Genomic DNA, 26,563 nt, shown 5'->3' with positions numbered 1-26,563 from the left:
TCCCATCACTTTTCCGGTGCCGGGCGTGCGAGCCCGATCTCCAGCCGGTCGAGGAGTTCGTCCTCCCGGCGGTCGAACTCCTCCTCGTCGATCTCGCCCGAGGTCAACTGCTCCTCCAGCGCCGCGAGTTCGGCGCGCACCGTCGCCGGGTCGTAGTAGAGGCGCTCCGCCTCGTTCAAGACCTGTCCGATTACCCATGCGCTGCCGCGCACCGGGGCGAACGGCAGCAGCAGTACCTCTCCGACCAGTCCCACGGCCTCACTCCTCCGCGTTCTCCGCGCCGATCGTGGTCCCCGCGGGCTCGGCGGGGCCGGGCTCGACGAAGCTGTACGGCGGCAGCGGGCCGTTGAGACGCAGGTCGAGGTGCGGATGGCCCTTGCGGAGCTGCTCCACGGCCGTCAGGAACGTCTCGACCTCGCCGCGGTCCACCAGGAACGACACATTGGCGAGCCAGCCGGAGGATTCGGGGCCCACGCTGACCGCGTCCGCGGCCGGTTCAAGGGTGTGCTGCACGTCGGTCGCGTCCTCGGCCTCCTGGGCCTTGATCGCGGCGACCACCATCTCGCCGAGCCGCAGCCGCTCCTCGTAGGTGCCGCCTCCCGCCTGACGGTTGGCCTCTGTCATGGATCGGATCTCCGGGTTCTCGGAGAGCACCCGGTGCAGTACTGCCTCTTCGGCGTGGCTGGCCTTGATGTTGTACTCGACCTTGCCGTCGAGGGCCGCGAGCCGCTCCTTGTAGTGCTCGGCGCGTTCGGCGAGGACGCCGGTGACCGTGTCGTCGTCGGGGGCGACGCTGCCGAACCGCAGGGGCAGCACGCAGCCGACCGCGCTCGCCTCGGCGAGCACGTTCGAGTGGGCCAGCAGCTCCTTGCGCTTGGGGCGCAGCCCTTCCGGGGCGTCGCTGACGAGGGCGGCCAGATCGCCCTGCTTGAGCATGCGCAGCTGGCGGGGCGGATCGCCGACGCCGCCCACGGCACTCGGCAGTGCGGGGTGGGAGCTCGCGGTGATGGCGTACACGTACGTGCTCACTCCTGCTCCTCCTTCCTGCGGGACGCGGTGGACTTGCGGGCGCGCGGCCTGGGCTCGCGCTCCCCTTCGTCGCGTTCGTCCCGCGCCTGCTTGAAGGCGTCCGAGATGGTCTCGGCCGCGCCGGACAGCGCCCCCTTGGACTTGCCGCGTGCGCCGGACTCGGTGATCTCTCCGACGAGGTCGGGCAGACCCGGGCTCTTGCGCGGGCCGGCCTCCAGGTCGAGCCGGTTGCACGCCTCGGCGAAGCGGAGATAGGTGTCGACGCTGGCGACGACGACCCGGACGTCGATCTTGAGGATCTCGATGCCGACGAGGGAGACCCGTATGAATGCGTCAATGACGAGCCCCCTGTCGAGGATGAGCTCAAGGACGTCGTAGAGGCCGCTGCTGCCGCCTCCGCCTCCGGACTGCTGTGCCGGGACAACGGTCATGCCGCCGTTCCTCCTTGTCTGGGAATTTGACTGGGAATGATGTGCGGGCGTGAGTGGCCTAGCGGCCGCCGGACCTGCGTCCGTCGGACCGTCCGCGTTCGTAGCGGCGGACACGGCGATAGCCGGTGAGCTGTCCCTGGTGATCGAGTTCCACCTGGTAGCTCGCCATCAGGCTCATCGTGTCGGGGACGCGGGAGAGCTCCAGGACCTCGATCTCCAGTGCCCAGCCGTCCTCGGTCTGTTCGAACGAGGACACCGTCTCGGCGTCCTTGCCGGTGAGTTCGGCGAGCTGGGCTCGTGCCTGGCGCAGCACCTCCATCGGCGACGGCTTGTCGTCCGCCCCGCCCTGTCGTTCCTGTCGTCGTCTGGATGATTTGGGTGAGTTCTGTGAATCAGTCATGGGCGCCTCCAACCGCGAGTGGCCCGAAAGGCGTTGGCCAAACCCATCAGTCTCCTTGTGTCAGCCACGGAGTGCGTCGAGCCTGCGCCGCGCGGGTCCCAGGGCACGGGGCCGGCTCATCACCCCCTCCCATGGGTTGGTGCGGGCCTGTTCCACGGCGTCCGCGATGGTCCAGCGGCGGGCGTCGAGGTCCGGGTCGTCCAGGTGGGACCAGGTCAGCGGGGTGGCCACGGGTGCGCCGGGACGGGGGCGCACGGTGTAGGGCGCGACCGCTGTCTGGGCGTAGGCGTTGCGCTGTATGTCGAGGTAGAGACGGTTGCCGCGGTCCTTCTTGCGGGCGGCGGTGGTGAGCCGGTCCGGGTGGGCGTCGGCGAGGATGTCGGCGACGTCCCGGGCGAACTCGCGCACCTGGTCGAAGTCCTCCTCTCCCTTCAGCGGCACGACGACATGCAGGCCGCGCGAGCCGGTGGTCATCAGCGCCGACGGCAGCTTCAGCTCGTCGAGCAGTTCGCCCAGCAGTCCGGCCGCCTCCCGCACCTGCCCGAAGTCGTCCCCGGCCGGGTCGAGGTCGAAGACCATGCGGTCGGGCCGGTCGATGTCGTCGGTGCGCGACAGCCAGCGGTGCAGGGTGAGACAGGCCTGGTCGGCGAGGAAGACGAGGGTCGCGATGTCGTCGCAGACCGTGTGGCGGACGGTGCCGTCCTCCTTGGCGACCTCGACGCGGGTGATCCAGTCCGGGTAGTGCTCCGGGGTGTTCTTCTGCATGAACTGCGGGCCGTCGACGCCGTCGGGGTGCCGCTCCAGCATCAGCGGGCGGCCGCGCAGGTGCGGCAGCATGAACGCGGCGACGGACCGGTAGTAGTCCACGAGGTCGCCCTTGGTGTACTCCTTCGCGGTCCCGTCGCCGGGAAAGAGCACCTTGTCGACGCGTTTGACCTCGACGGTACGGCGGCCCGCCCGCACCTTCGTCGTACCGTCGTCGCCGGTCACCGTACAACCGCCTCCTCCACCAGCAGCTTGCCCGCGGCGGCGATGGACGCGGCGTCGATGCCCGCGGCGTGCAGCTGCTCGTCCGGCGAGGCCGAGCCCGGCATCATGCGGACCGCGAGGCGCACCAGGCGCGGCACCGGGCGTCCGTCGAGGAAGGCGTCGAGGACGGCGTCGCCGATGCCGCCCTCCTCGTGGTGGTCCTCCACGGTGAGCAGGCAGCCGGTCTCCTCGGCGGCCCGGCGCAGGGTGTCCCGGTCGACGGGCTTGACGGAGTAGAGGTCGACGACCCTGACCTGGATGCCCTCGCGGTCCAGGACGTCGGCGGCTACGAGCGCCTCGTGCACGGTGACGCCGGCCGCGACGACGGTCAGCCGGTCGCGGTCACTGGAGCGCAGCACCTTGCTGCCGCCGACCGGGAACTCCTCGTCCGGACCGTAGATGACCGGACCGGCGCCGCGCGAGGTGCGCAGATAGCGGACGCCCTCCAGGCCGGCCATGGCTGCGACGAGCCGGGCGGTCTGGTTGGCGTCGCACGGGTACAGCACGGTCGAGCCGTGCACGGCCCGCATCATCGCCAGGTCCTCCAGGCCCATCTGGCTCGGCCCGTCCTGCCCGATCGCGACGCCCGCGTGCGACCCGACGAGGTTGATGCCGGCGCCGCTGACGGACGCCATGCGCACGAAGTCGTAGGCGCGGGTCAGGAAGGCGGCGAAGGTGGAGGCGTACGGCACCCAGCCGCGGGTCGCGAGCCCCACCGCCGCGGCGACCAGCTGCTGCTCGGCGATGTAGCACTCGAAGAACCGGTCGGGGTGTTCCTTGGCGAAGAACTCGGCGCGGGTGGAGTCGCTCACCTCGCCGTCGAGGGCGACGATGTCGCCGCGACCGGTGCCGAGCGCGGCGAGCGCCTCGCCGTAGGCGTTGCGGGTGGCGACCTCCTCCCCCTTGTCCCAGCGGGGCAGGTCGAGGCGGCCGCCGGGTACGGAGTGCAGCATGCGGGTCGCGGACGGCTCGTGGACGTGGATGCGCAGGTCGCGCGGTCCTCCGAGTTCGGCGATGGCCTCGTCGGCATCCGGCAGCGGCTTTCCGTGCAGTCCCTCGCGGTCCTCGACGGCCTCGACGCCCTTGCCCTTGAGGGTGCGGGCGAGGATCACGGTGGGCTGCCCGACGGTGGACTCGGCTTCCCCGTACGCGCGGTCGATGGCGTCCACGTCGTGCCCGTCGATCTCGATGGTGTGCCAGCCGAAGGCCTGGAAGCGGCGGGCGTATGCGTCGAGGTCATGACCGTGCCGGGTCGGGCCGCGCTGGCCGAGCCGGTTCACGTCGACGATCGCGGTGAGGTTGTCCAGACGCTCGTACGCCGCGTGCTCGGCGGCCTCCCACACGGACCCCTCGGCGAGCTCGCTGTCCCCGCACAGCACCCACACCCGGTACCCGGTCCGGTCCAGCCGCTGCCCGGCCAGCGCGATGCCGACGCCGACCGGCAGTCCCTGCCCGAGCGACCCGGTCGCGGTCTCCACCCACGGCAGCCGCCGCGGCGTCGGATGCCCTTCGAGCCGGCTGCCGAGCTTGCGGAAGGTGACCAGTTCGCCGTCCTCGATGGCGCCGGCAGCCTTGTAGGCGGCGTACAGAAGCGGCGAGGCGTGCCCCTTGGAGAGGACGAAGCGGTCGTTGCCGGGGTGGGCGGGCCGGTCGATGTCGTAGCGGAGGTGCTCCGCGAGGAGTACGGCCATCAGATCCGCGGCGGACATCGACGAGGTCGGATGCCCCGATCCCGCGGCGTCGGAGGCACGCACGCTGTCCACCCGCAGCTGCTGGGCCAGTTCGACGAGTTCAGCGGTGTTCATGAGTCTCCTTTCGGAGGGTGCTGGGAGCGGGGTTCGGGGGCGATGGGCGCGTCCGGGTGCGGTTTGTGGACGGCCGGTGTCCCGGGGGGAGGTTCGCCGCCCGGGTCGGCGCCGGTGCCGGAACCCGGCTCGCGGCCATCCGCTCGGAAGTTGGGCCGCTTCACGGGGCCGGGGGGTTCGGGGTGCTTGGCGGCGTCGGGGTCCTGGACGGGGTCGGGCGGCTCGGCTCCCCCGGGACCGTCGGACCGGTTCTCGGCGGGATCGCCGCCCGGCCGGCTCACCGCAGGCTCGCCGCGCTTCTCCCCCTTCTTGTCCTGCGCCCCCGTCTCCGACTTCTTGTCCTGCGCCGCTGTCTCCGACCGGCCCGGCACCCGGGCCAGCTCCGGCGACGCCGTGTCCAGCGGTACGGACCACGACCGCACCAGGCCCAACTGCACGGCCTGGCGCGGCAGTACGGCCTCCAGGAGCCAGTCGGCGGCGACGCGGACGCGGTTGCCGGGCATGGCCGCGAGGTGGTAGCCGCGGGTGACCGCGCCCGCCGCCACGCCGGACAGGGGGACACCGAGCGGGTTGGCGGCCGCCTTGACGCCGCCCAGGTCGACGACGAAGCCCATGTCCCGGTGGCGGTAGGCGCGCCGCTCCCCCATGCCGAGGGACGCCGCGACGTTCTGGGCGACGGTCTTGCCCTGCCGCCAGGCGTGCTGGGCGGTCATCGGCGTGTACTCGCCGGGCTTCTCCAGGTCGGGCACGGCGGCCCCGTCGCCGGCGGCGAACAGCTCGGGCCGGCCCGGCACCTGGAGGTGCGGGTCGACGAGCAGGCGGCCCTTCTCCATGGGCAGTTCGAGGGACTCGGCGAGCGGGTCGGGCCGTACGCCGACGCACCACACGAGCGTGCGGGTGTCGACGAACGAGCCGTCGCTCAGCACCACCCCGTTGTGCGTGGCCTCCTTCACCGAGGTGCCCATCCGCACGTCCACGCCCCGCTGCCGCAGCACCCGGTCGGCGGTCCGCGACAACCTGCCGTCCAGCTCGGGCAGCACGCGATCGGCGATGTCGAGCAGCAGCCAGCGTGGCCGCATGCCCGCGCGCAGGGGGTGCTTGCGCACCTGGGAGTCGGTGAACAGCTGGCCCTGCGCGGCGACCTCCGTGCCGGTGTATCCGGCGCCCACCACCACGAAGGTGCATCGCGCGGCGCAGCTCTTGGGGTCGTCCGCGGTGGCCGCCAGCTCCACCTGCCGGGTCACGTGGTCGCGCAGATACAACGCCTCGGGAAGGCCGCGGAAGCCGTGCGCGTGCTCGGCGACGCCGGGGATGGGCAGCAGCTTGTTCACGCTGCCCGCGGCGAGGATCAGCCGGTCGAAGGGCAGCGTTCCCACGTCGCCCTCGGGGCCGGTGTAGTGGACGGTGTGCCCGTCCAGGTCGATGGTGTCGGCCTCACCCAGCACCAGCCGCACATGGCGCAGGGTGCCGGAGAGCGAGACGGTCACCCGGCGTGGTTCCAGGATGCCGGCGGCGACCTGGGGCAGCAGGGGCAGATACAGGAAGTAGTCGGTCGGGTTCAGCAGGGTGATGTCGGCTTGCCGCCGGGTGATCCGGGACAGGGTGCGTGCTGCCCGGTACCCGGCGAATCCGGCGCCGACGATCACAATGCGGGGTCGACTCACGGTTGGCCTCCGGGCCTGTGGCGTACCTGGGAGCCTTCCGCGTCCCCCTGGTCAGGGCCGCCAAACGTCCGCCCGGGGGGACGGCGTCGGTTTCCGGCGCCCGGAGGCGGCACGTCGAGGCGGCACGTCAGGGCCACGCCGAGGCGGCCGGCCCGGTTTCCGGCCGGACCTCCGGGTACCCGGGACGGCGACCCGTCCCCGCCGCCGACGCGGCTGCCCCGGAGGTGCCCCCCATGCCCGAGTACGGCTACTTCCTGGCGACGGAGGAGTTCCGCCCCGCCGATCTCGTCGAGCAGGCGCGGATGGCCGAGCAGGCCGGATTCCAGTCGCTGTGGATCTCGGACCACTACCACCCGTGGAACGACGCCCAGGGTCAGAGCCCCTTCGTGTGGTCGGTGATCGGCGCGCTCTCGGAGGCGGTGTCGCTGCCCATCGAGACGGCAGTCACCTGCCCGACCGTGCGGATCCACCCGGCGGTGGTGGCCCAGGCGGCGGCGACCTGCGCGGTGATGACGAACGGCCGATTCCGCCTCGGCGTCGGTACCGGCGAGGCCCTGAACGAGCACATCCTCGGCCATGTGTGGCCGCCCGCGAGCGTGCGCATGGACATGCTGGAGGAGGCCGTCCTGATCATGCGCCGGCTTTTCACCGGCGAGGAGATCAGCCACTACGGGAACCACTACCGGGTGGAGAACGCCCGCCTCTACACGGTCCCCGACGAGCCCGTCCAGATCGACATCTCCGGCTTCGGCCCGGCGGCGACATCCCTCGCGGCGCGGGTCGGCGACGGCTTCATCACGATGATGCCGGACGAGGAGCTGGTGACGCAGTTCCGCAAAGGAGGCGGGAACGCCAAGCCGGTCATGGGCGGCACGAAGGTCTGCTACGGCACCGACCGCGACGAGGCCGTACGCACCGTACGCCGGCTGTGGTCCAACCAGCTGCTGCCCGGCGAGATGGGCCAGATCCTGCCCTCCCCGAGCCACTTCGAGCAGCTGGAGCCGCTGATCACCGAGCAGATGGTGCGCGAGAACACGGTGTGCGGGGACGACACCGACGAGCACGTGTCCGCACTGAACGCCTTCGCCGAAGCGGGCTTCGACCGGATCTACGTCAACCAGATCGGCCCCGACCAACGCGGCTTCTTCGACTTCTACCGTACGAAGGTGTTGCCGCAGCTCCAGCGCTGAGAGGTGGCCCGACCCCATGAAACTCCACCTCCCCGTCGTCTCCGTCTACACGGTCCCCACCGACGCCCCCGAGGCGGACGGCACGCTGGCCTGGAACTCCACCACCGTGGTGATCGCCGAGGTGGCGGCGGGCGACGCGACCGGCACCGGCTGGACCTACGGCCCGGCGGCGATCGGCGACTTCCTGCGCGACCACCTCGCCCCCGTCGTCGAGGGACGCAACGCCCTGGACATCCCGGCCGCGCACGACGCGATGTCCCGCGCGATCCGCGACGCCGGCCGCCCCGGCGTCGCCGCGTGCGCGATCTCGGCGCTGGACATCGCCCTGTGGGACCTCAAGGCCCGCTTCCTCGAACTGCCCCTGGCCCGCCTCCTCGGCACGTGCCGCGAACGCGTCCCCGTCTACGGCAGCGGCGGCTTCACGACGTACCACGACAAGCATCTGGCCGCGCAGTTGAACGGCTGGGTGCACGGCCAGCACATACCGCGCGTGAAGATCAGGATCGGTGAGGACCGGGGCCGCGCGGTGCTGCGCGACGTGTCCCGGGTCGAGGCCGCGCGTCAAGTGATCGGCACCGAGGCGGAGTTGTACGTGGACGCCAAGGGCGCCTACACCCGCAAACAGGCGGTCCGCGTCGGCCACGCCCTCGCCGAGCACGGCGTCGGCTGGTTCGAGGAGCCGGTGACCTCGGACGACCTGACGGGCCTGCGTCTGGTACGCGACTGTCTGCCGTGCGATGTCACGGCCGGCGGATACGGCTACGACCTCCCGTACTTCGCCCGCATGATCACCGCGGGCGCGGTCGACTGCCTCCAGATCGACGCCACCCGCTGCGGCGGCGTCACGGAGTTCCTGCGCGCCGCCGCCCTGGCCCAGGCCCACGGCCTGGACGTCTCGGCCCACGGCGCCCCGCACGCCCACGCCGCCGCGGGGGCCGCCGTCCCCAACCTCCGCCACATCGAGTGGTTCCACGACCACGTCCGCCTGGAGGACATGCTCTTCACCGGCGCCCTGGACCCGACGGGCGGCGCGGTGACGCCGACCCAGGGCATCGGCCATGGGCTGACGTTGCGGGCGGAGGAGGTGCAGGAGTACCGGGTCGGCTAGGCAAGGCCTGCGCCACCGACCGGGCCGCGGCCTGGCGACGGGACATGCGGATCAGCTGCCGTGCGCCTACCGGCACACCGGCACCGGCCGTGAGGGCGGGCACCCGCAGCCCGGGAGCGACCGCGTTGACCATGAGGGTCGCCACCGTCGAACAGCCCACCGAGCCGGTTCACCACCCAGTCGAACTGCGGGGTGTTGAGAGCAGGCAGCTGCACCATCGTCGTACGTACCTGGGCGAGCGCCGAGACGAGCTGCCCGATCGTGCCCCGGTCGCGCGGCAGCATGTGGTGCAGCGCGGCCCGGTCGCCCCGCGCGGCGAAGGCGAGGGCCGCGGCCCGGCCGACGCCGCCGGCCCCGGTCACGACGAGGGCCCTGCCGCGCTTCGGCAGGGCCCTCTCCCACGGCATGCGTACGGGCGTCACGCCCGGTGGTGCGGCTGACCGGGGTCGATGTCGTCAGGGTGCGGCTTGCGTGCGCCGCGCGCGTCCGGCGTCCCCGCGCCGGGCAGCGCGGACCCGGGCGGCGCGGGCGGCATGGGCGGATACGGCAGGCCGAGCCCGCTCGGCGTGTCAGCCGGCGCGGTGCCGTCGGCGGTGTGACCGTGAGTGGCCGTCAGTCCCGCCTCGTGCGACGCCGGCCGGGACGCCGACGGACGTGCCGCGCCGCGCAGCGCATACGCCGCCGCGCCGAGAATCACCGCGGTGATCAGTGCGGCGGCCCAGTCCGGCAGCCCGGCGGCGAGGCCCAGTCCCAACGCGAGCGCGAGGGCCGCGCCCGCGTACAGGGCGACGGCGCCGGACGCGGCGTACAGCGTGGCCCGGCGGCGCTGCCTGCGGGTCTGCTCGCGCAGTTCGTCGCGGACGGTCTCACGCGCCACCTGTGCCAGCTCGTCGACCAGTTGCTTGTCCAGGTGCTCAAGATGATCCAAGCGGTCCATGGGCGCCGAGTACCCGTACAGGAGTACGCATAACGCCCTTCGTCACGAGCCGCGTGAGGGGATCGCGTGAAACGATCACACTCCCCGGCCGCCCCCAACTAGGCTCGTCCGTATGGACATCCTGGGAACCACGCTGCGTGTCTGCGTCGACGACCTGGAGACCGCGGTCCCGTTCTACGAACGGCTCGCGGGCGCCCCCGCCCTCCGCTTCGAGCGCGGCGGCGTCCAAGTGGCCGCGATCGGCTGCTTCTTGCTGATGAGCGGTCCGGAGGCCGAGCTGGAGGTGCTGCGCAAGGTCGCGGCGACGATCGCCGTCAAGGACGTCGACGAGGCACACCAGGTGCTGAGCGAGCTGGGCGCGCACATCATCGCGGGCCCGGTGCCGACGCCGGTGGGACGCAATCTGCTGGCGCTGCATCCGGACGGGACGATCTACGAATACGCGGACCGTCAGTCCTGATCGAAGGCCGACACGACGATGTCGGCGAGGAGCGCGCCGGCCGTGCCCTCCGGGTCCAGATCCGGGTCGTAAATGGTGACGTTGAGGCCGACGCAGTGCGCGGAGGCGAGCAACGGCCTCAGCAGGGCGACGAGTTCGTCGGGCATGAGGCCTTCCGGGTCCGGGCTGTCGACGGCGGGCATGACCGACGGGTCGAGGGCATCGGCGTCCAGGTGCACCCAGAAGCCGTCCAGCTGTGGGATCTCGAAGGCCTGGCGGGTGACCAACCCGAGCTCCTCCGCGCCCCATTCACGCAGGTCGCCGACGGTCACCACGGGAATCTTCAGGTCGGCGAGCTCGGCGCGCTCCTCCTCGAAGCAGTCGCGGATGCCGAAGTACCGCACGTCCTCGTCGCGCAGATAGGGCCTGAGCCCCTCCAGATTCGTCAGGTCCTCCTGCCCTCGCCCGGTGGCCAGCGCGACCTCCTCGCCGCCCGCCGCGCCGACCCGCTCGGAGTTGCCCGGGTGCCGGAAGTCAGGCGAGGCGTCCACGACGGCCAGCCCGTAGCGGCCGATACGGCGCAGCGCGAGGGCGGCACCCAGATTGATGGAACAGTCGCCGCCCAGGACGACCGGATAGTCCCCGGCGCGCACATGGTGCTCGATCCGGTCGGCGAGCCTGCGGGTGTACCCGGCGATGGCGGCGGCGTTGAACACGCCGTCCCCCTCCTGCCAGTCACCCCTGTCGTACCTCGGCGGCACGACCACCCCGCCCTCCAGTCCCCGCAGGCGCTGCACGATCCGCTGCTCACGCAACGCCCCGGCGAGCTTGTAGCAGCCGGGCACGGTGCCGGGGGCGGGCGGGCGCAGGCCCAGGTTGGAGGGGGCGTCGAGCACGACGATATTCCGCATGCGGTTCATCCTCGCCGACGTAGAGTCGAGCCTCAATGCCATCGACGCGGGAGCAGGTAGCGGGAGCATGAGCGAGCAGCACACGTACCGGGTGATCGTCCGGGGCACTTGGGACGCCCTCACCGACACGGCCCGCGCGCGGCTGCTCGCCGAGGCCGCGGAGCACGGTCTGACCAGCATGCGGTTCAGCGAGGAGGGGTCGCTCTCCTACGAGCCGTCGCCGCTCAAGCACTTCTCGATGCGCTACGTGGTGGTCTGCGACGCGGCGGACGGCGAGGAGATGGCCGGCGCGATCGCCGAGGACCGGGCCGAGAGGGCGCTGCGCGAGCTGGGCCACGGCTTCCGCGATCTGAAGTCGACCGTCACGGACCTCGACACGATGAAGATCAACTTCAAGCCCGCATCTCGGCGGTGATCGCCCATCGTTGATGGTCCCGCCAGGCCCCGTCGATGAAGAGCATGCCCGGCGAGAAGCCCTCCAGGCGGAAGCCGCAGGCGCGGGCGAGGGCGATGGAGGCGGTGTTGGCCGGCTGGACGTTGATCTCCAGCCGGTGCAGGCGCATCGGGCCGAAGGCGTGGCCGACCACGAGGTCGAGGCCCTCCCGCATGAGGCCGCGCCCGGCCGCGTGCGCGAAGGCGCCGTAGCCGAGGGCGCCGCTCTGGAAGGCGCCCTCGACGATGTTGTTGATGTTGATGAACCCCGCGATGCCCCCGCTGTCGTCCTTCGCGCAGACCAGGAACCCCGCCTTGGTCGGGTCCTCGATCAGCCGCCCGGCGTAAGCGGCGTACGCGGCGACACTGTCCGGCGGGAAGAGCCACGGCTGGTGCAGTTCCTTGCTCTGCCGGGCGCGCTCGGTGAACTCGCCACCGTCCTCGTAGGTGAAGTGGCGTATGCCCACGCAGGGGCCTTCGGCAAGGTAGCGGGACGCGGGGTGCGGCATTCCGCCAGCGTACGACCCGCTAGCGGCGCCGTCGCATGAAGTACGCCCCGAACAGTGCGCCGATGACGCCCATGCCGAGCAGCGCCAGCCACAGCGGCATCGTCACCAGGGGGATCAGCAGCCGGATCTCGGTCGCGCGGGTGTTCTCGAAGATGAAGATCATGGCGAGGACGACGAGCACCAGCACGGCGACCCGGGCAGGATTCATCGCCCCGCGCACGCCGCCCCGTTGCCCGTCGACCTTCCTGCCGCTCTCCGACGTCTTCGCGGTCATACGTCCAGGATGCTCCGGAATCCACGATCACGCACGGTGAGCGACCTTCACATGCGCTCAGCCGAGCACCGGCAGCTGCAGCACCCCGGTGTCCTGGGGCGCGCTGACCACGGTCACCGGCTTGATCCCCCGGTTCCCGAAGTAGGCACCGTCACTCGCCGCGATCACGAACCGCAGCCGGTGCCCCTTCTCGTACCGGTGCACGATCCCCGGCAGGGTCACCGTGAAGCTCTTCGTCACGTCGGGGACCCGCACCGGTGCCACCAGCCGGTGCACCAGCGTCCGGGTGCCGTCGGGCGCCACGTCGTACAGCTTGGCGAACAGCACGAGCTTGTCGGCGGCGTCCGCCGAGGACTGCGTCCGCTCGGCCTTCGGGGAGACGACCTTGAGCGTGGCCCGGGGCGCGCCCACGACGTCGGTGGTGCGCGCGAGCGGCTCGCTGGTCCAGCCGAGGTAGGTGCCCGGAGTGTCGTACGGCGCCGGGTCCGGGATGCCGAGGAGTGCGGCCAGTGAGCTCTCCGAGTGGCTGGTGGGGGTCAGCCAGTTGCTGTAGGTGCGGCTGCCGCGCGCCACCTTGTGCCGGTTGTCGACGAGTTTGCCGTCGCCGGAGAGGTAGAGCGTCCGACTGAACGCGGGGACGCGGTCGGCGGTGGCGTAGGTGTGGTCGGGGTCGGTGATCCAGTCGCGGTAGTAGGCGAAGGCCGGCCCGGTGTCGACGTTCTTCTTCCCCAGGTAGCGGTCGAACCAGGCGAGGATGCGCCGGCCGACGTAGCTGGTCTCCAGGTTGCCCTGGCCGAGGTTGAGTTCACCGGCCGCCGGATCGGTGAGGCCGCCGCTGTGTCCCCAGGACTGCCAGATCATCTTCGTCGGTGTCCCCTGGCCCTTGAGGGTGTCGTACGTCGCCGTCGCCTCGTTGAGGTTGAAGAGGCTGTCGGCCTGGCCCTGGACGAGGAGGGTGGGCGCCTTGACGCGGTTCAGGTACGACACCGGGGAGACGCTGCGGGCGTAGGCCAGCAGCTCGGCGGTCTGCTCGGCCGGGTAACGGCCGGAGTTGAGGGTGCGGATCGTATTGCAGGCCTTGGTGACGAAGTGCAGGCAGGCCAGGGAGTTGATGCGGGAGGGGTCGAGGTTGGCTTCCAGCAGCGGCTGCCCCTCGCCCATGACGTAGAAGCCGTTGGCCCACTGCCATTTGAAGACGCCGGGCACGCTGCCGGCGCCGACGGCGTTGTTCGGGTCGAGGGAGTACGCGAGGTCGTTCCAGGTGATCATCGGCACCAGCGCGTCGAGGCGCTGGTCGACGGCCGCCGCGGCCAGCTGGACGGCCCCGCCGTAGGAGCCGCCGGCCATGCCGACGCGCGGGTCGCCGGGGGCGTCGAGGGTGACGAAATCCGCCTTCGTGCCGTCGTCGGCGGCGCGCCCGCCGCCCAGGAAGTCGATCAGCCGCGACGCGGCGACACCGTCGATGGTGGGGTCGTCGAGGGAGATCAGGCAGCCGGACCTGCCGAAGCCGAGGCCGGAGTAGATGAGGGAGACGTACCCGCGCCGGGCGAAGGCCTTTCCTATGGCGTCGGTCGAGCCGTCGGACTTGCTGCCGCCGAAGCCGTTGGTGGCGAGGACGGCGGGCGCGGGGTGGGCGCGGTCCACGCCCGCGGGCCGGTACAGGTCGGCGTCGACGGTGCAGGTGCGGCCGCCCGCCTGGACGGTGAACTTCAGGGCGGTGACGGTGAACTGGCCGCTCGCGGCGGCCGGAGCGGTGAGCGCGAGGGGTGCGGTGAGCGTGGCGCCGAGGACGAGGGCGAGTGGGGCTCGGAATCTGGGCACGCGACGGGACACGGAGACCTCCACACTGAGGCACGCTGAGGACAGCCCGGCTTACCGACCAGTAAGTACTGGCCAGTTGTCATGGTGTGACACGTGTCAAGCGAGGTCAATCGCTGTGACGGGGGTTTCTTGACGGAGATTCAGTGAACTGCGCTCAGCGCAGAGCGGGCTCGTCGAGCGTCAATGTGCCTGCACCGGCATCGAGTTCGGCGCTCACGCCGAGGGGCATCGTCAGCGCCCCTTCACCGTGCCCGAACCCGAACTCCTCCACAACGGGCACACCGAGGCCACCCAGCCGGTCCAGGAGCAGCGCACGCACCCGCTCGTAGGGCTCGCACTCCTGCCACGACCCGAGCAGCACGCCGCGCACGCCGTCGAACAGGCCGGCGCGCAGGAGTTGGGTGAGGTAGCGGTCGAGCCGGTACGTCTCCTCGCCCACGTCCTCCAGGCACAGCAGACCGCCGCGGGCGGAGGTCCGGGCGTACGGGGTCCCGATCTCGGCGGCGAGCAGGCAGAGACAGCCGCCGAGCGTGACTCCCCGCGCCCGGCCGGGGATCAGTGCGGAGCCGGTGGAGGCGATCGTACGCACGGATTCCGGCTCGAACAGGGTGGCCCTCAGGTGGTCCTGCGCCCGCGAGTTCTTGATGAAGTCGACGCCCGCAGCCATCGGACCGTGCAGGGTGACCAGGCCCAACCTGTTGGCGAACGCCTCGTGCAGCGCGGTGACGTCGCTGAAGCCGACGAGCACCTTGGGTCCGGCCGCCCGCATCGCCTCCCAGTCGAGGAGGTCGACCAGGCGCTGCGCCCCGTAGCCGCCCCGGGCGCACAGCACGGCGTCGACGGCCGGATCGCACCAGGCGGTCTGCAGATCGGCGGCCCGGTCGGCGTCCGTGCCGGCCAGGTACGCCAGCTCCCCGTGCCGGTCGAGCACATGGGGTGCCACCACCGGGTCGAGGTCCCAGCCGCGCAGCACGTCGAGGCCGGCCTGCAGCCGCTCCTCGGGCACGGGTCCGCTGGGAGCGACGACAGCCACGCGGGCGCCTGGGGCGAGCCTGGAGGGGCGAATGAGTGGGTTCACTTGGCGAGTTCCAGTCTGGGGACACCGGGCGGGTTGAGCCCGAACACCTGGGCGTACAGGGAGAGTTCGGACTCCAGGACGCGGATCATCGTCTCCGCCCGCCGGAATCCGTGGCCCTCCCCCTCGAAGGCGATGTAGGCGTGGGGCACCCGGCGCCCCTCCATGCGGGCGAGGAACCGCTCGCACTGGGTCGGCGGGCAGATCACGTCGTCGAGGCCCTGGAGCAGCAGGAAGGGCACGGTGAGGCGGTCGGCGTGCGCCGCGGGTGAGCGTTCCGCGTACCGTGCCGGCACCTCGGCGAGCGGTCCGATCAGGGATTCCAGGTACTGCGACTCCAGGTCGTGGGTCTCCCCGTCGCCCCAGCTCGCCAGGTCGAGGATGGGGTAGAGGATCGTGCCGCAGGCGTAGATGTCGGTGGTGGTGAGGGACGCGGCCGTGGTCCAGCCACCCGCACTGCCGCCGCGGATGGCGAGCCGGGCGCGGTCGGCGGTGCCCTCGTCGGCGAGGGCGAGCGCGACGGCCGCGCAGTCCTCGACGTCGACCACGCCCCACTGCTCGCGCAGCCGGTTGCGGTACGCCCTGCCGTACCCGGTGGAGCCGCCGTAGTTGACCTCGGCGACCCCGATGCCGCGCGAGGTGAAGTAGGCGATCGCCAGGTCGAGGACGAGGGGGGCGCGGCCGGTGGGGCCGCCGTGCGCCCAGACGACGTAGGGCGGCGGTGTGTCGCCGGGAGCCACGCAGCCGGGGTTGTGCGGCGGGTAGATGTGCGCGTGGATCTCGTCTCCGGCCGGGCCGGTGATGGTGCGGATCTGCGGCTCGGGGTAGTAGGCGGGGTCGACGGCGTCGTCGTGCTCGGCGCCGATGACCCGGGCCCGGCCCGTGCAGGTGTCGAGCTCGACCACCTCGTAGGCGCTGCGGGGGCTGGCTCCGACGGCGACGACCCGCTCGCCGTACACCGCGAGGGTGGGCGCGAACTCGGTCCAGGGGCCGGCCGCGTCGACGACCTCGCCGGTCTCGGGGTCCAGTACTCCGAGGGCGGTCGAGCCGCGCCCGTGCACGACGGCGACGGGTCCGCTCGCCAGCGGGGCGAACCAGCGCAAGCCCGGCTTCCACAGCGGTCCGCCGAACTCCTCCTCGCGCGGGCAGAGCGGTTCGCCGTCGCGGTAGAGGTTCCACCAGCCGCTGCGGTCGCTCGCGTACAGCAGCCGGCCGTCGGCCGACCAGTCGGCCTGGGCGATCGCCTCGTCCGGGCCCCCGGCGACGGTCCGCGGGGCGGCGAGCGTGCCGTCGGCGCCGATGTCGGCGACCAGCAGCTCCGTGCCGTCCCACGGCATCCGCGGATGGTCCCAGGCGAGCCACGCCGCGCGCCGCCCGTCGGGCGAGATCCGCGCTCCGGTGATGAAACGGTGCCGGTCGTCGGTGAGTTCGCGTACGGCTTCCCGGCTGTCGGCCGCCGAGCCGTCCAGCGGGACGGCGGCCAGGACGCGCCGCACGTCGGTGGGCCCCTCGCCGGTGAACTCCTCCAGCACGCACCACACTTCACCGAGGTCGAGCCGCAGCTGCGGCTCCGCCCAGCGCAGTCCACCGCCCACCGAGGACACGGGGGTGATCGCACGCGGCTCGGCGCCCTCCTCGTACCGGTAGAGCCGCTGGTCGGCGAAGTCGACGAAGACGACGAGCGGCCGGCCGTCGGCCACCTCTCCGGCCCAGGGCTGTCCGCCGTACTCGACGACCCGGCTGCGCACGTTCCACGGTGCGGGCAGCACGGACTCCTCCGTGCCGTCGGCCCGGCGCCGCACCAGTGTGCGCCGCCCGCCCTCGGTCGGCCGCGGCTCGGTCCACCACGCCTCGTCGCCGACGAAGCCCACGTACTCGGGGTGCCCGTCGTGGGTGGCGGCGAGGGCCGCGTCGATGGGCGAGGGCCAGGAACCGTACGCCAGCGTCTGCACTGTCTCCCCCATCTCGCCTAGGCCGACCGCAGGAAGCGGTCGAGGACACGGACACCGAAGTGCAGCGCCTCGACCGGCACGCGCTCGTCGACGCCGTGGAACATGGCCCCGTAGTCGTACCCGTCCGGCAGCCTCAGCGGTGAGAAGCCGTAGCCGGTGATGCCGAGCCGTGAGAACTGCTTGGCGTCGGTGCCGCCGGGCATGCAGTACGGGACCGTGCGGCCCTCGGGCGCGAACTCCTCGACGGCGGCGCGCATTCTGGCGTACGTCGGCGAGTCCACGGGTGACTGGAGGGCCACCTCCTGATGGTGGAACTCCCACTCCACGTCGGGACCGATGAGCTCGTCGATGGTCGCGCAGAACTCGTCCTCGAAGCCGGGCAGATACCGCCCGTCGACGTAGGCCACGGCCTCCCCCGGAATCACGTTGATCTTGTAACCCGCCGCCAGCATGGTCGGGTTGGCGCTGTTGCGGACGGTCGCCTCCACGAGCTTGGCCGCCGGGCCGAGCTTCTCCAGCAGGCGGTCCACGTCATCCAGGTCGGCGTCGAGGCCGTACAGCGCGGCGAGTTCGGTGAGGGCGGCGCGCACGGTCGGGGTCAGCCGCAGCGGCCACTCGTGGGCGCCGATCCGGGTGACGGCGGCGGCGAGGCGGCTGACCGCGTTCTCCCGGTTGGGCCGGGAGCCGTGTGCGGCCCGCCCGCGTGCCGTCAGCTTGATCCAGCCGGTGCCGCGCTCCCCCGCCGCGAGCGGGTAGATCTGCCGGCCGCCGCCGTCGTGGAAGGTGAACGCGCCGGACTCGCCGATGCCCTCGGTGCAGCCCTCGAACAGCTCCGCATGCCGGTCCGCGAGAAATCCGGAGCCGTCCTGGGCGCTCGCCTCCTCGTCGGCGGTGAACGCGATCACGATGTCCCGCCGCGGGCGAACGCCCGCGCGGGCCCAGCCCCGGACCACGGCCAGGATCATCGCGTCCATGTTCTTCATGTCGACCGCGCCCCGGCCCCACACGACCCCGTCGCGGATCTCCCCGGAGAAGGGGTGCACGCTCCACTCGTCGGCCTGCGCGGGCACCACGTCCAGATGACCGTGGACGAGCAGCGCGTCCGCCGACGGGTCGGTGCCCTCGAAGCGGGCGACGACGTTCGTACGGCCCCTGGTGCGCTCCAGCAGGGTGGGTGCCAGGCCCGCCTCGGCCAGCTGCGCGGCGGCGTACTCGGCGGCGGGGCGCTCCTGGCAGTCGCCGCCGCCGCGATTGGTCGTGTCGATGCGGATGAGGTCGGAAGTGAACGACACGACCTCGTCCAGTGCCTGCCCGTCAGCCATACTGCTCCTCCACCGCGGCCGAGACGATCGTGGTGACCGCCTTGAAGGTACGGATTGCCTCGTACATGCGTTCGCTGGTGTACGCCACTTTGCGCTCACCGATCCGTTCGACACCGGGGACGACGGTGGCGGCCATCGCGAGATGCTCGGCGTCGAACTCGACCGCGATGGTGAACGGACCATTGCTCACCGGCTCCTGACGGACCGCCAGTCCGACCGCCTCCTTGGCCGCGGCGCGGATGTCGCCCGCGGTCCTGGTGGGCGTACGGCACACGGCCGCGTACCGCGAGACGTGGTCCTTGACGGCGACCTTCAGTGCCTCCGGCGCGTACCCGAGCGCATCCTCGCAGGCCACGTCGTCGCCGGTGACGAGCACGACGGGCACGCCGTACTCGGCGACGACATGCGCGTTCAGCAGCCCCTCGCTCGCCCGTACGTCGTTCAGCCACACGCCGGTGATGGAGTTGGCGAGGTAGGTGTGCGCGAGGACGCCCTCCATGCCGGCGCCCGCGTGGTAACCGACGAAGGCGATGCCGTCCACGTCGCCGTGCTGCACGCCCTCCACCATGGACAGCGTCTTGTGCCGCCCGGTGAGCATCTCCGCGCGCTCGTCGAGCCGTTCGAGCAGCAGGTTGCGCATGGTCCAGTGGGCCTCGTTGATGACGACGGCGTCGGCGCCCCCGTCGAAAAAGCCCAGCACGGCGGCGTTGACGTCCGAGGTGAACATCCCCCGGCACCGCTCCCACTGAGGCGTCCCCGGCAGCACGTCGGCCGGCCAGGTCACGCCGGTGGCGCCCTCCATGTCGGCGCTGATGAGGAGTCTCATGCTGCTTCACGTTACGCGTCGGCGAGGGAACTTCCTACGAGCCGGAGAGGAGGTTGAGCCTACTTTCGGACCTCGGCACCAGGGGTTTCTGCCCACAGACAGCCGTGAGCGCCGGTGTTGGGGACCACCGGCGCCCACTCACCCCTGCCCGAGGCGGCTTATGGGTTTCTCAGCAGCTGTCGGGGGACGAGGGTGAGGCGGATCGGGTCTCCGATCTTGTTCTCCAGCCGGTTGACGGCATCGGCGGCGTCGGCGAGCGGAATGCGGTCACTGACGGAGGGGGCCAGGTCGAGGCGGCCGGCCGCCGTCAGCCGCACCAGTTCGCTGACGGACTCCGGGAAATTGCCCACCGGATTCCGGGCGCCCTCCAGCATCTGCCCGTAGTAGGCCTTCATCGCGCGCTGACTGAACGCCGGCAGGAGGATGCGGTGTGCCATGCCCCACTCCTCCTCGTGCTGGTGGGCCGTGCACAGACCCGCTCCCGTGTAGTCCCGGACATGGACCAGCGGCGTCTTGTCGATCTGCTTGAAGAACCGCGCCTCGTCGCAGACCTCGGCCACCAGGTCGGGGTCGCAGACACGTCATCGCAACTCTGATCGCTGCCGGGGTGCCGGAGAAGCGTGCGCGTGACGTGGCCGTGGATGTGCTTTCCACGATCGCTGCACAGCCCGGCATCTGACGGGTCTGCGGCGGGGCGAATCCCATGCTCGGGTCAACTGCGTCCGGGCAGGGGGCGCCGGGTGACCTCGTGGGCGTCGGCCGGCGGGACGCCGAGCATGCGCAGGACCATCTCGGCCAGCTCCGAGGCGGCCTCGTCGCCGTCGAGATCGGGGCGGGCCAGCCGCAGCGCGACGAGGGACACCAGGGTGCCGCCCACGGCGGACAGGGCGATGGTCGCGTTGGCGCAGGTGAAGCGGCCCGAGGCAATGCCGCGCTGCAGGTCGCGCAGGGCTCGCGGGGCGAGACCCCGCTCGGAGTGGATGTGGGCCAGACCGCGATCGCGCAGGATCTGCTGCAGTTCCGGGTGGGAGCCGGCCATCCGGGCGGTCAGCCGGAAGCTCGCCGCGACGACCTCGGCCGGGTCCTCGACCCCTCGTACGCGCTCGTCGATGAACTGCCCGAGCTCCTCCAGCGCCTCCGTCACCGCGACGTCGAACAGCTCCGTCTTCGACTCGAAGTGGTTGTAGAAGGAGCCCAGACCCACGTCCGCGCGCTCGGCGATCACCTGGATGCTCGCGCTGGTGTCCCCGGTCTCCGCGAGGACCTGCCGGGCCGCGCGGACGAGCGCCTGACGGGTCTCGGCGCGGCGCCGCTCGAAGCGGTTCCCGGGCGGCGCTGACGTCGGCATACGGGGAGTGTAACAACCGTCTCGAAGAACCCTCCATCTCTGACGAAATCTTCAGTTTTTGGGTCTCACCCTATTGACGACACATGAGTCCAGAGTTGAAGCTTTCTTCATTACGGCAGTGTTGCTTGGAGGACACCATGTCCCACACCCCCGTCGACAGGGCGGACCCTCAGACGCCCCACCAGGACCTTCACAGCGAGCAGGGCGCCCTGCGCGGCGAGCACCCGGGGCGTGCCCGGAACCCCGTGATCAAGGTGGCGGACCTGGCCTGGCTGGAGTTCGAGAAGCCGGATCTGGACCGGGCCGAGGTGTTCGCACGTGACTTCGGCTTCGCGACCGCAGCCCGCACCGAGAGCGAGCTGTGGCTGCGCGGCACCTTCGCGGGCTCACCCTGCATGGTGATCCGGCGCGGGCATGCGTCCCGCTTCATCGGGCCCGCGTTCCGTGCGGCCGAACGCAGCGACCTGGACCGGCTGGCCCACGCCACCGGCAGTGCTGTCCGGGACATCGGCGTACCCGGCGGCGGACAGTCCGTCGCCCTGCTCGATCCCTCGGGCTTCCCGGTGCGGGTCGTCCACTGCGCCGAACAACTGCCCGCGTTGCCCGAGCAGCAGCCCCTGCTCCTCAACTTCGGCACGGATCACCGTCGTGCGAACGTCACCCAGCGACCGCCCCGTGAGCCGTCCCGTATCCAGCGGCTGGGCCATGTGGTGCTGGAGACGCGGGTGTTCACCCGCACGCTGGACTGGTACCTGGACACCCTCGGCATGATCGTCAGCGACTTCCTGTTCCTGGACGGGCAGCGCGAGCGCGGGCCGACCATGGCGTTCATCCGCTGCGACCAGGGCAGCCTGGCCGTGGATCATCACACGCTGGCCATGCACCTGGGGCCGGGGACGGGCTATGTCCACTCCGCCTATCAGGTCACCGACCTGGACTCGATCGCCGCCGGTGGCGAGTACCTCGCCGAGCGCGGCTACGAGCGCAGCTGGGGGATCGGCCGGCACATCCAGGGCAGCCAGCTCTTCGACTACTGGCGCGACCCCGACCGCTTCATGCTGGAGCACTTCGCCGACGGCGACCTGTTCTCCTGCGATGTCGAGCCCGGCTGGGCGCCGATGTCGGGGAGCGGCCTGGCCCAGTGGGGCCCGCCGGTCACGCGTGACTTCCTGGGCACGAACCCGTCCCCCGCCAAGCTCCGCGAGGTCATGACGGCCCTGCGCGGCGACAACGAACTCGACCCCGCACGCCTGCTGGGCCTGATGAAAGCGATGAGCTCATGAGCACCAACGTTCTGCGCACCACCGACGGCTGGTGGGTCGTCCGGGACGAGCGCGCCGTTCGCATCGAGACCAAGGCGGTCACCACCGCCGAGCTGCTCGCCGACCGCGACGCGGTCCGCGAGGCCGCCGCGTCCGCCGAGAGCGGCACACCCGTCGCCGACCTGGCGGCCCTGCCTCCGGTCACCACTCCCTGCCGGGTGGTCGCCCAGATGGTGAACTACCGCAGCCACGCCCGCGATTCGGGTTTCACCGGCGAGATCCCGCCGACCTTCTTCCGTAAGGCGTCAGGCTCGGTCAGCGGCCCTCACGACCCGGTCGTCCGCCCCGCGCACGTGAAGTTCCTCGACTACGAAGTCGAACTCGGCCTCGTCATGGGCGCACCCCTGCCCGTGGGCACCGTCGTGGAGGAGCGGGACCTGCCTCGCTACGTCGCCGGACTCGTCCTGACCAACGACGTCAGCGCCCGCGACGTCCAGCTGACCAAGACCCAGTTCTACGAGAGCAAGTCCTACCCGACCTTCACACCGACGGGGCCCTACCTGGCCCTGCTGGAGCCCGAGGACTTCACTCACCTGCTCAACCTGCGGCTGCGCCTGTCGGTCAATGGCGAACCGCGCCAGGACCGCACGCTCGCCGACATGATCGTACGGCCCGCGCAGGCGCTCACCCTGCTCGCCCGCTTCCAGACCCTGGACCCGGGCGACCTGCTGCTGACCGGCACCCCCGGCGGCACGGCCCTCAAGGCCCCGCCCGAGCCGGTGGCGAAGATCGGTGCGCTGCTGCCGCCCGCGCTGAAGTGGAAGGCGTTCTTCAACAGCCAGGCCAAGAACCCCCATTACCTGCGTGACGGTGACCTCATCACCGCCACGATCGCCACGCCGGACGGGCGGATCAACCTCGGCGAGCAGTGGACCGCTGTAACGGGAGCGCCGTGAGCACCACACCCCGGGTCCCCGTAGTGATCGTCGGTGCGGGACCCGTGGGCGTCATGGCCGCCTTGCTGCTCGCCCGACACGGGGTGCGAAGCCTCGTCCTGGAACGTCACCGGGACGTCTACCCCCTGCCGCGTGCCGTCGTCGTGGACGACGAGGTCCGTCGCATCCTGCAGAGTGTCGGCGTCCACGAGGATTTCGCCGCCTTCTCGCGCCCGGCGCGCGGGCTGCGACTGCTCGATGCCCGGCACCGCGTGATCGCCGAGTTCCCGCGCTCCCCGCGCGGACACCACGGCTATCCGCAGACCAGCATGTTCGACCAACCCGTGCTGGAACGACTGCTCCGCGAGGCTCTGGCGCGCCGCCCGGAGTGCGAGCTGCGGGGCGGCGTTGAGGTCGTGTCCGTCACCCAGGACACCGACGGACCAAACGGTTCGACGGGTCCGGTCCGGGTCGCCTTCCGCCGCGACGGCAGTGACGCGGTGGAGCAGGTGTGGGCCGATGCCGTCCTCGGCTGCGACGGCTCGGGCAGCCTCACCCGCGACGCCATCGGCGCCGTATGGGAGGACCTGCACTTCGAGGAGAGCTGGAGAGTCATCGACGTGCGCACCAGTCGCCAGGTGCGTGCCTGGGAAGGCGTGGAGCAGATCTGCTGCCCGACCCGGCCGGCCACCTTCATGCGGGTCGGCGAGGACCGCTACCGCTGGGAGTTCCGGCTGGACGGCCACGAGCCCCTGGACGGCGCGGAGGGGCTGGGGCGCCTGCGCGAGCTGGTCGCCCCCTGGGTCGACCTGCCGTCGGATGGCTCGTCGGGCGAGGACTTCGAGGTGGTTCGGCAGGCGCAGTACACCTTCCGGGCCCTCCTGGCCGACCGGTGGCGCCGGGGCCGTGTCTTCCTGCTGGGCGACGCGGCTCACCTCACCCCGCCCTTCATCGGACAGGGTCTGTGCGCGGGCCTGCGCGACGCCCACAACCTCACCTGGAAACTGGCCCGCGTTCTCCAACAGGGCGCCCAAGAAGCACTGCTGGACACCTACGAGCGCGAACGCAAGCCGCACGCCCGCCACCTGATCCGCGTCGCGGTTGCCGTCGGCTGGGCCATGACCGGCGGACAGGATCGCGCCGCGGCGCTCCGCCGGGCCGTCGTGGGCGCGGCCTGCCGCATCCCCGGTGTGACAGCGGCCGTGGGCCGCGATCTGAGCCCCGCCCTGGCTGCCGGTCCACTGATACGGCGCCGCCCCCGGCTGCTCGGCCGCGGGCTTGCCGGCACCTTGTGTCCGCAGCCTTGGGTGGTCGTCGACGGCAGGCGAGTGCGCCTGGACGACGTCCTCGGGGATTCCTTCGCCGTCCTGACCACCGTGCCCCCGACCCCGCAGATGGCGGCCGTGGCCACGGCGCTCGGCGCGCACACGATCCGCGTGGACGGCCTGGGCGACGACGGGACCATTGCCGCCTGGCTGGCACGGGGCCGGGCGGATGCCGTCCTGCTGCGTCCCGATCACGCCGTGTTGGACACGGTCCCCACCGGCACCGGCGACTTCACCGACATCGCCGCCTGGGCGCCGCTGCTGCACACGGCCCGACGCCCCGCCGAGGGCCGGCCCACACCCCTGCCGAGGAGTTCCGGACGATGAGGGCCCTGAAGGCGTCGAGGGCCCCACCGACTATGAGGGCGTCGACTTCCGCGCCCAGCTGGGCGCGCCGCAAAACCTGACCGACCCGGTGATATCGGGGCAACGACCATGCTGCCCCCATCCGCAGACCGAAACATGAGAGAAACGTGACCATAACCGATCGCGAACCGCAGGCCCTCGACATCCTTGACGACGCCGGGCGAAAGCTGCTGTTCACACAGGCCCGCACCGCGAACACCTTCGCCGCAACAGCCGTTGCCGACGACGAACTCGTCAAGATCTGGGAACTCGCCCGCTGGTCCCCGAGCGCCGCCAACGGCCAGCCTCTGCGCGTGCTCTTCGTGCGCACCCGCGAGGGCAAGGAGCGCTTGGTCCAGCACCTCGACGAGGGCAACAAGGCCAAGACGCTCAGCGCGCCGGCCGTGGCGGTCCTGGCCTACGACGCCGACTTCCACGAGCAGATGCCGACAGTCTTCCCCGCCCGCGGTGACATGCTGCGAGCGGCGTTCGCCGGCCAGACCGAGAAGCGCGAGAGCATCGCTGCCTACAACTCGGCACTGCAGACCGGGGTCTTCCTTCTCGCAGTGCGCGCGGCAGGGCTCGCGGCCGGTCCCATGGCGGGCTTCGACGAGGCCGGCGTGGACAAGGAGTTCTTCGCCGGTACCAGCTGGCGTTCGCATCTGGTGGTCAACATCGGTCACCCCGGCCCCGACCCGTGGTTCCCGCGGCTGCCTCGCGTGCCCGTCGAGGACGCCGTCGCCTGGGCCTGACGGCACCGCGGCCACCTGGTCGCGCGGACCCGGAGTCCGGGCAGCCCGGCAGCGGTCGGCGAGGGAACTTCCTGCGAGACAGCATGACGCCGGCCCACCCGATCAGGAAGTGGGCAACGGCCAGGTGGCGATCGGATCGCCGGTGGGGTGGGAGGAACCTGCGCTCGGCTCGACGGTGACGGCGAGTGCGGCGGCGGCACCGGGCGGGGGAAGCGACGCGGACTGCAGACCGGCTTTGGCGGCGAGGAGCCCGGCGGAGCGCACTGCGTCCCCGGGGTCGACGTACCACATCTGGTAGGTCTTGTCGGCGGGCAGCGGCGCCAGGTCCTGGCAGAAGTAGACGGCCTCGTTCAGGTCCCGTGAAACCGCCACGGTGCCGGATCCGCCGTAGGCCAGGTCCTTTTTGACGAAGGTGGTGTCGGGAGCCGCGAAGAGCCGGCCGAGGTCGGCGGCCTGGCTCCGGGCCTCCTGGCGTGCCTCCCGCGCCTCCTGGTGCTGCCAGGCCGCCAGACCGCCGAGCGCGGCGGCCGCGGCCAGACTGGCGGCCAGCGCGAGATGCAGCAGAGGGGGCGTGGATCGTCGGATGCGGCGCCCGTTCGCCCGGCCGGGGAGCGTCGGCGGGAACTGGGGGGTCCGGGCCACCTCGGCAAGGACACGTTCTTTCAGACGCGGCGGCGGGGTGCGGGCTGCCGCGAGCGCGAGCCAGCCCGCGGCCTCCTGCTGGCGGAGCGTCTCGTGGGCGCAGTCGGGGCAGTCGGCGAGATGGCGGCGGAAGGCCTCCCATTCCTCCCGGGTGAGGGCGTTCACCGCATAGGCACCCGCGAGGTCGTGTGCATCGTGCGAGTCGGCTGTCATCACGGCGGAGCTCCCAGGCAGTGCCGCAGACGGGTCAGAGCCCTGCGCAGACGGCTCTTGACGGTGCCGAGCGGCAGGGACAGCCTCGAAGCGATCTCGGTGTGGGTCAGGCCCTCGTAGTAAGCGAGCACCACCGGCTGCCGCAGCTCGGTGCTGAGCTCCTTCAGGCACGAGCGGACCTCTTCGCATTCCCCGAGCGCCTCCACCGCGTCCACGACGTCGTCGAAGGCCGGCGTCGACTCGTGCTGGGAGACGGCGCGCTCGCGCTCGGCCGACCTTTGCAGCGTACGGACGCTGTCCACGGCACGGTGGTGAGCGATTGTCAGCATCCAGGTCATGGCGTGCCCGCTCTCGGGCCGGTAGCGGGGGGCGCTCTGCCAGACCTCGAGCATGACCTCCTGGGTGACCTCCTCGGCGTGCGCGGGGTCCTTCATGACCCGGCACGCGATTCCGTAGATCGGTCCGGCGGCCGCGTCGTACAACCGGGAGAAGGCGTCCTGGCTGCCCGCAGCGACGGAAACCAACAGGCGATCGGTCTCGGATGTACCGATGCGCCGGGCCCCGGACGCCTCCCGCTTGGCCACACC

Annotated in this window: 28 protein-coding genes and 1 pseudogene; 8 read left to right on the top strand and 21 right to left on the bottom strand. The window is 71.6% G+C overall.

The genetic code is table 11. From position 1 onward, the window contains the following. Positions 1-5 precede the first annotated feature (5 nt). The 7 genes from AB5J55_RS34785 to AB5J55_RS34755 are packed head-to-tail and all read right to left on the bottom strand — an operon-like array spanning position 6 to position 6,358. On the bottom strand, positions 6-254 hold the full coding sequence (locus AB5J55_RS34785) for a gas vesicle protein GvpG (RefSeq protein WP_369274408.1): 249 nt from the start codon (positions 252-254) through the stop codon (positions 6-8). Positions 255-258: 4 nt separating this feature from the next. After that, on the bottom strand, positions 259-1,029 hold the full coding sequence (locus AB5J55_RS34780) for a GvpL/GvpF family gas vesicle protein (RefSeq protein ID WP_369274407.1): 771 nt from the start codon (positions 1,027-1,029) through the stop codon (positions 259-261). Next, the gene (locus AB5J55_RS34775) at positions 1,026-1,460 is read right to left on the bottom strand and encodes a gas vesicle structural protein GvpA (protein WP_369274406.1); all 435 of its coding nucleotides are present in this window, start codon (positions 1,458-1,460) and stop codon (positions 1,026-1,028) included. Before AB5J55_RS34775 ends, AB5J55_RS34780 begins: the two co-directional genes overlap by 4 nt. Before the next feature lie 58 nt (positions 1,461-1,518). Beyond that, positions 1,519-1,860 (bottom strand): gas vesicle protein, encoded by a 342-nt coding sequence (locus tag AB5J55_RS34770; RefSeq protein ID WP_369274405.1) that lies wholly within the window; start codon positions 1,858-1,860, stop codon positions 1,519-1,521. A gap of 60 nt (positions 1,861-1,920) precedes the next feature. Beyond that, positions 1,921-2,850 (bottom strand): non-homologous end-joining DNA ligase, encoded by a 930-nt coding sequence (gene ligD, locus AB5J55_RS34765; protein WP_369274404.1) that lies wholly within the window; start codon positions 2,848-2,850, stop codon positions 1,921-1,923. Next, on the bottom strand, positions 2,847-4,694 hold the full coding sequence (locus AB5J55_RS34760; RefSeq protein WP_369274403.1) for a transketolase: 1,848 nt from the start codon (positions 4,692-4,694) through the stop codon (positions 2,847-2,849). Before AB5J55_RS34760 ends, ligD begins: the two co-directional genes overlap by 4 nt. Further along, positions 4,691-6,358 carry an FAD-dependent oxidoreductase gene (locus tag AB5J55_RS34755; RefSeq protein ID WP_369274402.1) on the bottom strand — a complete coding sequence of 556 codons (1,668 nt, stop codon included), beginning with the start codon at positions 6,356-6,358 and terminating at the stop codon, positions 4,691-4,693. The genes AB5J55_RS34760 and AB5J55_RS34755 overlap by 4 nt, the downstream gene beginning before the upstream one ends. Positions 6,359-6,591: 233 nt before the next feature. On the opposite strand from AB5J55_RS34755, the gene AB5J55_RS34750 reads away from it, so the two are divergent. Both AB5J55_RS34750 and AB5J55_RS34745 read left to right on the top strand, forming a co-directional pair. After that, positions 6,592-7,548, top strand: coding sequence for an LLM class F420-dependent oxidoreductase (locus AB5J55_RS34750; protein WP_369274401.1), 957 nt, complete (start codon positions 6,592-6,594; stop codon positions 7,546-7,548). Between the two features lie 16 nt (positions 7,549-7,564). Continuing rightward, positions 7,565-8,656 (top strand): enolase C-terminal domain-like protein, encoded by a 1,092-nt coding sequence (locus AB5J55_RS34745; protein WP_369274400.1) that lies wholly within the window; start codon positions 7,565-7,567, stop codon positions 8,654-8,656. Between the two features lie 155 nt (positions 8,657-8,811). Here the strand turns inward: AB5J55_RS34745 and AB5J55_RS34740 are convergent. Both AB5J55_RS34740 and AB5J55_RS34735 read right to left on the bottom strand, forming a co-directional pair. Next, positions 8,812-9,063, bottom strand: a pseudogene (locus tag AB5J55_RS34740) (hypothetical protein); the annotation flags it as partial. An 11-nt stretch (positions 9,064-9,074) separates the two neighbouring features. Continuing rightward, on the bottom strand, positions 9,075-9,593 hold the full coding sequence (locus AB5J55_RS34735; RefSeq protein ID WP_369274399.1) for a phage holin family protein: 519 nt from the start codon (positions 9,591-9,593) through the stop codon (positions 9,075-9,077). 112 nt (positions 9,594-9,705) lie between these two features. Between AB5J55_RS34735 and AB5J55_RS34730 the strand changes: the two genes are divergently transcribed. After that, on the top strand, positions 9,706-10,053 hold the full coding sequence (locus AB5J55_RS34730; protein WP_369274398.1) for a VOC family protein: 348 nt from the start codon (positions 9,706-9,708) through the stop codon (positions 10,051-10,053). On the opposite strand, the gene AB5J55_RS34725 is transcribed toward AB5J55_RS34730, so the two are convergent. Further along, positions 10,044-10,943: an arginase family protein gene (locus AB5J55_RS34725; RefSeq protein WP_369274397.1), complete on the bottom strand. Its 900-nt coding sequence runs from the start codon at positions 10,941-10,943 to the stop codon at positions 10,044-10,046. The genes AB5J55_RS34730 and AB5J55_RS34725 overlap by 10 nt on opposite strands. 67 nt (positions 10,944-11,010) lie before the next feature. Here AB5J55_RS34725 and AB5J55_RS34720 point away from each other — a divergent pair, with 67 nt between their 5' ends. Further along, the gene (locus tag AB5J55_RS34720; RefSeq protein ID WP_369274396.1) at positions 11,011-11,358 is read left to right on the top strand and encodes a DUF6204 family protein; all 348 of its coding nucleotides are present in this window, start codon (positions 11,011-11,013) and stop codon (positions 11,356-11,358) included. Here the strand turns inward: AB5J55_RS34720 and AB5J55_RS34715 are convergent. The 9 genes from AB5J55_RS34715 to AB5J55_RS34675 all read right to left on the bottom strand — a co-directional run bounded on the left by AB5J55_RS34715 (position 11,336) and on the right by AB5J55_RS34675 (position 20,502). Next, complete coding sequence (locus AB5J55_RS34715; RefSeq protein WP_369274395.1) at positions 11,336-11,884, bottom strand: GNAT family N-acetyltransferase; 549 nt, start codon at positions 11,882-11,884, stop codon at positions 11,336-11,338. The two genes, AB5J55_RS34720 and AB5J55_RS34715, sit on opposite strands and share 23 nt — an antisense overlap. Before the next feature lie 19 nt (positions 11,885-11,903). Beyond that, positions 11,904-12,158 carry a DUF1049 domain-containing protein gene (locus tag AB5J55_RS34710; RefSeq protein ID WP_369274394.1) on the bottom strand — a complete coding sequence of 85 codons (255 nt, stop codon included), beginning with the start codon at positions 12,156-12,158 and terminating at the stop codon, positions 11,904-11,906. 57 nt (positions 12,159-12,215) lie between these two features. Continuing rightward, the gene (locus AB5J55_RS34705) at positions 12,216-13,991 is read right to left on the bottom strand and encodes a CocE/NonD family hydrolase (RefSeq protein WP_369274393.1); all 1,776 of its coding nucleotides are present in this window, start codon (positions 13,989-13,991) and stop codon (positions 12,216-12,218) included. 142 nt (positions 13,992-14,133) lie between these two features. Further along, a complete protein-coding gene (locus AB5J55_RS34700; RefSeq protein ID WP_369274392.1) occupies positions 14,134-15,057 on the bottom strand; it encodes an LD-carboxypeptidase in 924 nt (307 codons plus the stop codon). Further along, positions 15,054-17,018: an LpqB family beta-propeller domain-containing protein gene (locus AB5J55_RS34695; RefSeq protein ID WP_369274391.1), complete on the bottom strand. Its 1,965-nt coding sequence runs from the start codon at positions 17,016-17,018 to the stop codon at positions 15,054-15,056. Before AB5J55_RS34695 ends, AB5J55_RS34700 begins: the two co-directional genes overlap by 4 nt. Positions 17,019-17,023: 5 nt before the next feature. Then, positions 17,024-18,328, bottom strand: a complete 1,305-nt coding sequence (locus tag AB5J55_RS34690; RefSeq protein WP_369274390.1) for a M20/M25/M40 family metallo-hydrolase — start codon at positions 18,326-18,328, stop codon at positions 17,024-17,026. After that, positions 18,321-19,154, bottom strand: coding sequence for a M55 family metallopeptidase (locus AB5J55_RS34685; protein ID WP_369274389.1), 834 nt, complete (start codon positions 19,152-19,154; stop codon positions 18,321-18,323). Before AB5J55_RS34685 ends, AB5J55_RS34690 begins: the two co-directional genes overlap by 8 nt. A 158-nt stretch (positions 19,155-19,312) precedes the next feature. Continuing rightward, on the bottom strand, positions 19,313-19,714 hold the full coding sequence (locus AB5J55_RS34680) for a hypothetical protein (RefSeq protein WP_369274388.1): 402 nt from the start codon (positions 19,712-19,714) through the stop codon (positions 19,313-19,315). A gap of 152 nt (positions 19,715-19,866) precedes the next feature. After that, positions 19,867-20,502, bottom strand: a complete 636-nt coding sequence (locus AB5J55_RS34675) for a TetR/AcrR family transcriptional regulator (RefSeq protein ID WP_369274387.1) — start codon at positions 20,500-20,502, stop codon at positions 19,867-19,869. A gap of 137 nt (positions 20,503-20,639) precedes the next feature. Here AB5J55_RS34675 and AB5J55_RS34670 point away from each other — a divergent pair, with 137 nt between their 5' ends. From AB5J55_RS34670 to AB5J55_RS34655, 4 genes are all read left to right on the top strand, one after another. Further along, the gene (locus AB5J55_RS34670) at positions 20,640-21,785 is read left to right on the top strand and encodes a VOC family protein (protein ID WP_369274386.1); all 1,146 of its coding nucleotides are present in this window, start codon (positions 20,640-20,642) and stop codon (positions 21,783-21,785) included. After that, positions 21,782-22,720: a fumarylacetoacetate hydrolase family protein gene (locus AB5J55_RS34665; protein ID WP_369274385.1), complete on the top strand. Its 939-nt coding sequence runs from the start codon at positions 21,782-21,784 to the stop codon at positions 22,718-22,720. Before AB5J55_RS34670 ends, AB5J55_RS34665 begins: the two co-directional genes overlap by 4 nt. After that, the gene (locus tag AB5J55_RS34660) at positions 22,717-24,351 is read left to right on the top strand and encodes a bifunctional 3-(3-hydroxy-phenyl)propionate/3-hydroxycinnamic acid hydroxylase (RefSeq protein ID WP_369274384.1); all 1,635 of its coding nucleotides are present in this window, start codon (positions 22,717-22,719) and stop codon (positions 24,349-24,351) included. Before AB5J55_RS34665 ends, AB5J55_RS34660 begins: the two co-directional genes overlap by 4 nt. A gap of 152 nt (positions 24,352-24,503) precedes the next feature. Then, positions 24,504-25,121 (top strand): malonic semialdehyde reductase, encoded by a 618-nt coding sequence (locus tag AB5J55_RS34655; protein ID WP_369276371.1) that lies wholly within the window; start codon positions 24,504-24,506, stop codon positions 25,119-25,121. A 102-nt stretch (positions 25,122-25,223) separates the two neighbouring features. On the opposite strand, the gene AB5J55_RS34650 is transcribed toward AB5J55_RS34655, so the two are convergent. Together AB5J55_RS34650 and sigK are read right to left on the bottom strand one after the other, a co-directional pair. Then, a complete protein-coding gene (locus AB5J55_RS34650) occupies positions 25,224-25,976 on the bottom strand; it encodes an anti-sigma factor (RefSeq protein WP_369274383.1) in 753 nt (250 codons plus the stop codon). Next, a complete protein-coding gene (gene sigK / locus AB5J55_RS34645; RefSeq protein ID WP_369274382.1) occupies positions 25,976-26,560 on the bottom strand; it encodes an ECF RNA polymerase sigma factor SigK in 585 nt (194 codons plus the stop codon). Before sigK ends, AB5J55_RS34650 begins: the two co-directional genes overlap by 1 nt. Positions 26,561-26,563: the final 3 nt, after the last annotated feature.

Source organism: Streptomyces sp. R11 (assembly GCF_041051905.1).
In the GTDB taxonomy this organism is placed as follows: domain Bacteria; phylum Actinomycetota; class Actinomycetes; order Streptomycetales; family Streptomycetaceae; genus Streptomyces.
Note: the sequence above shows the minus strand (reverse complement) of the source record. Positions and strands in the feature narration are given on the sequence as shown.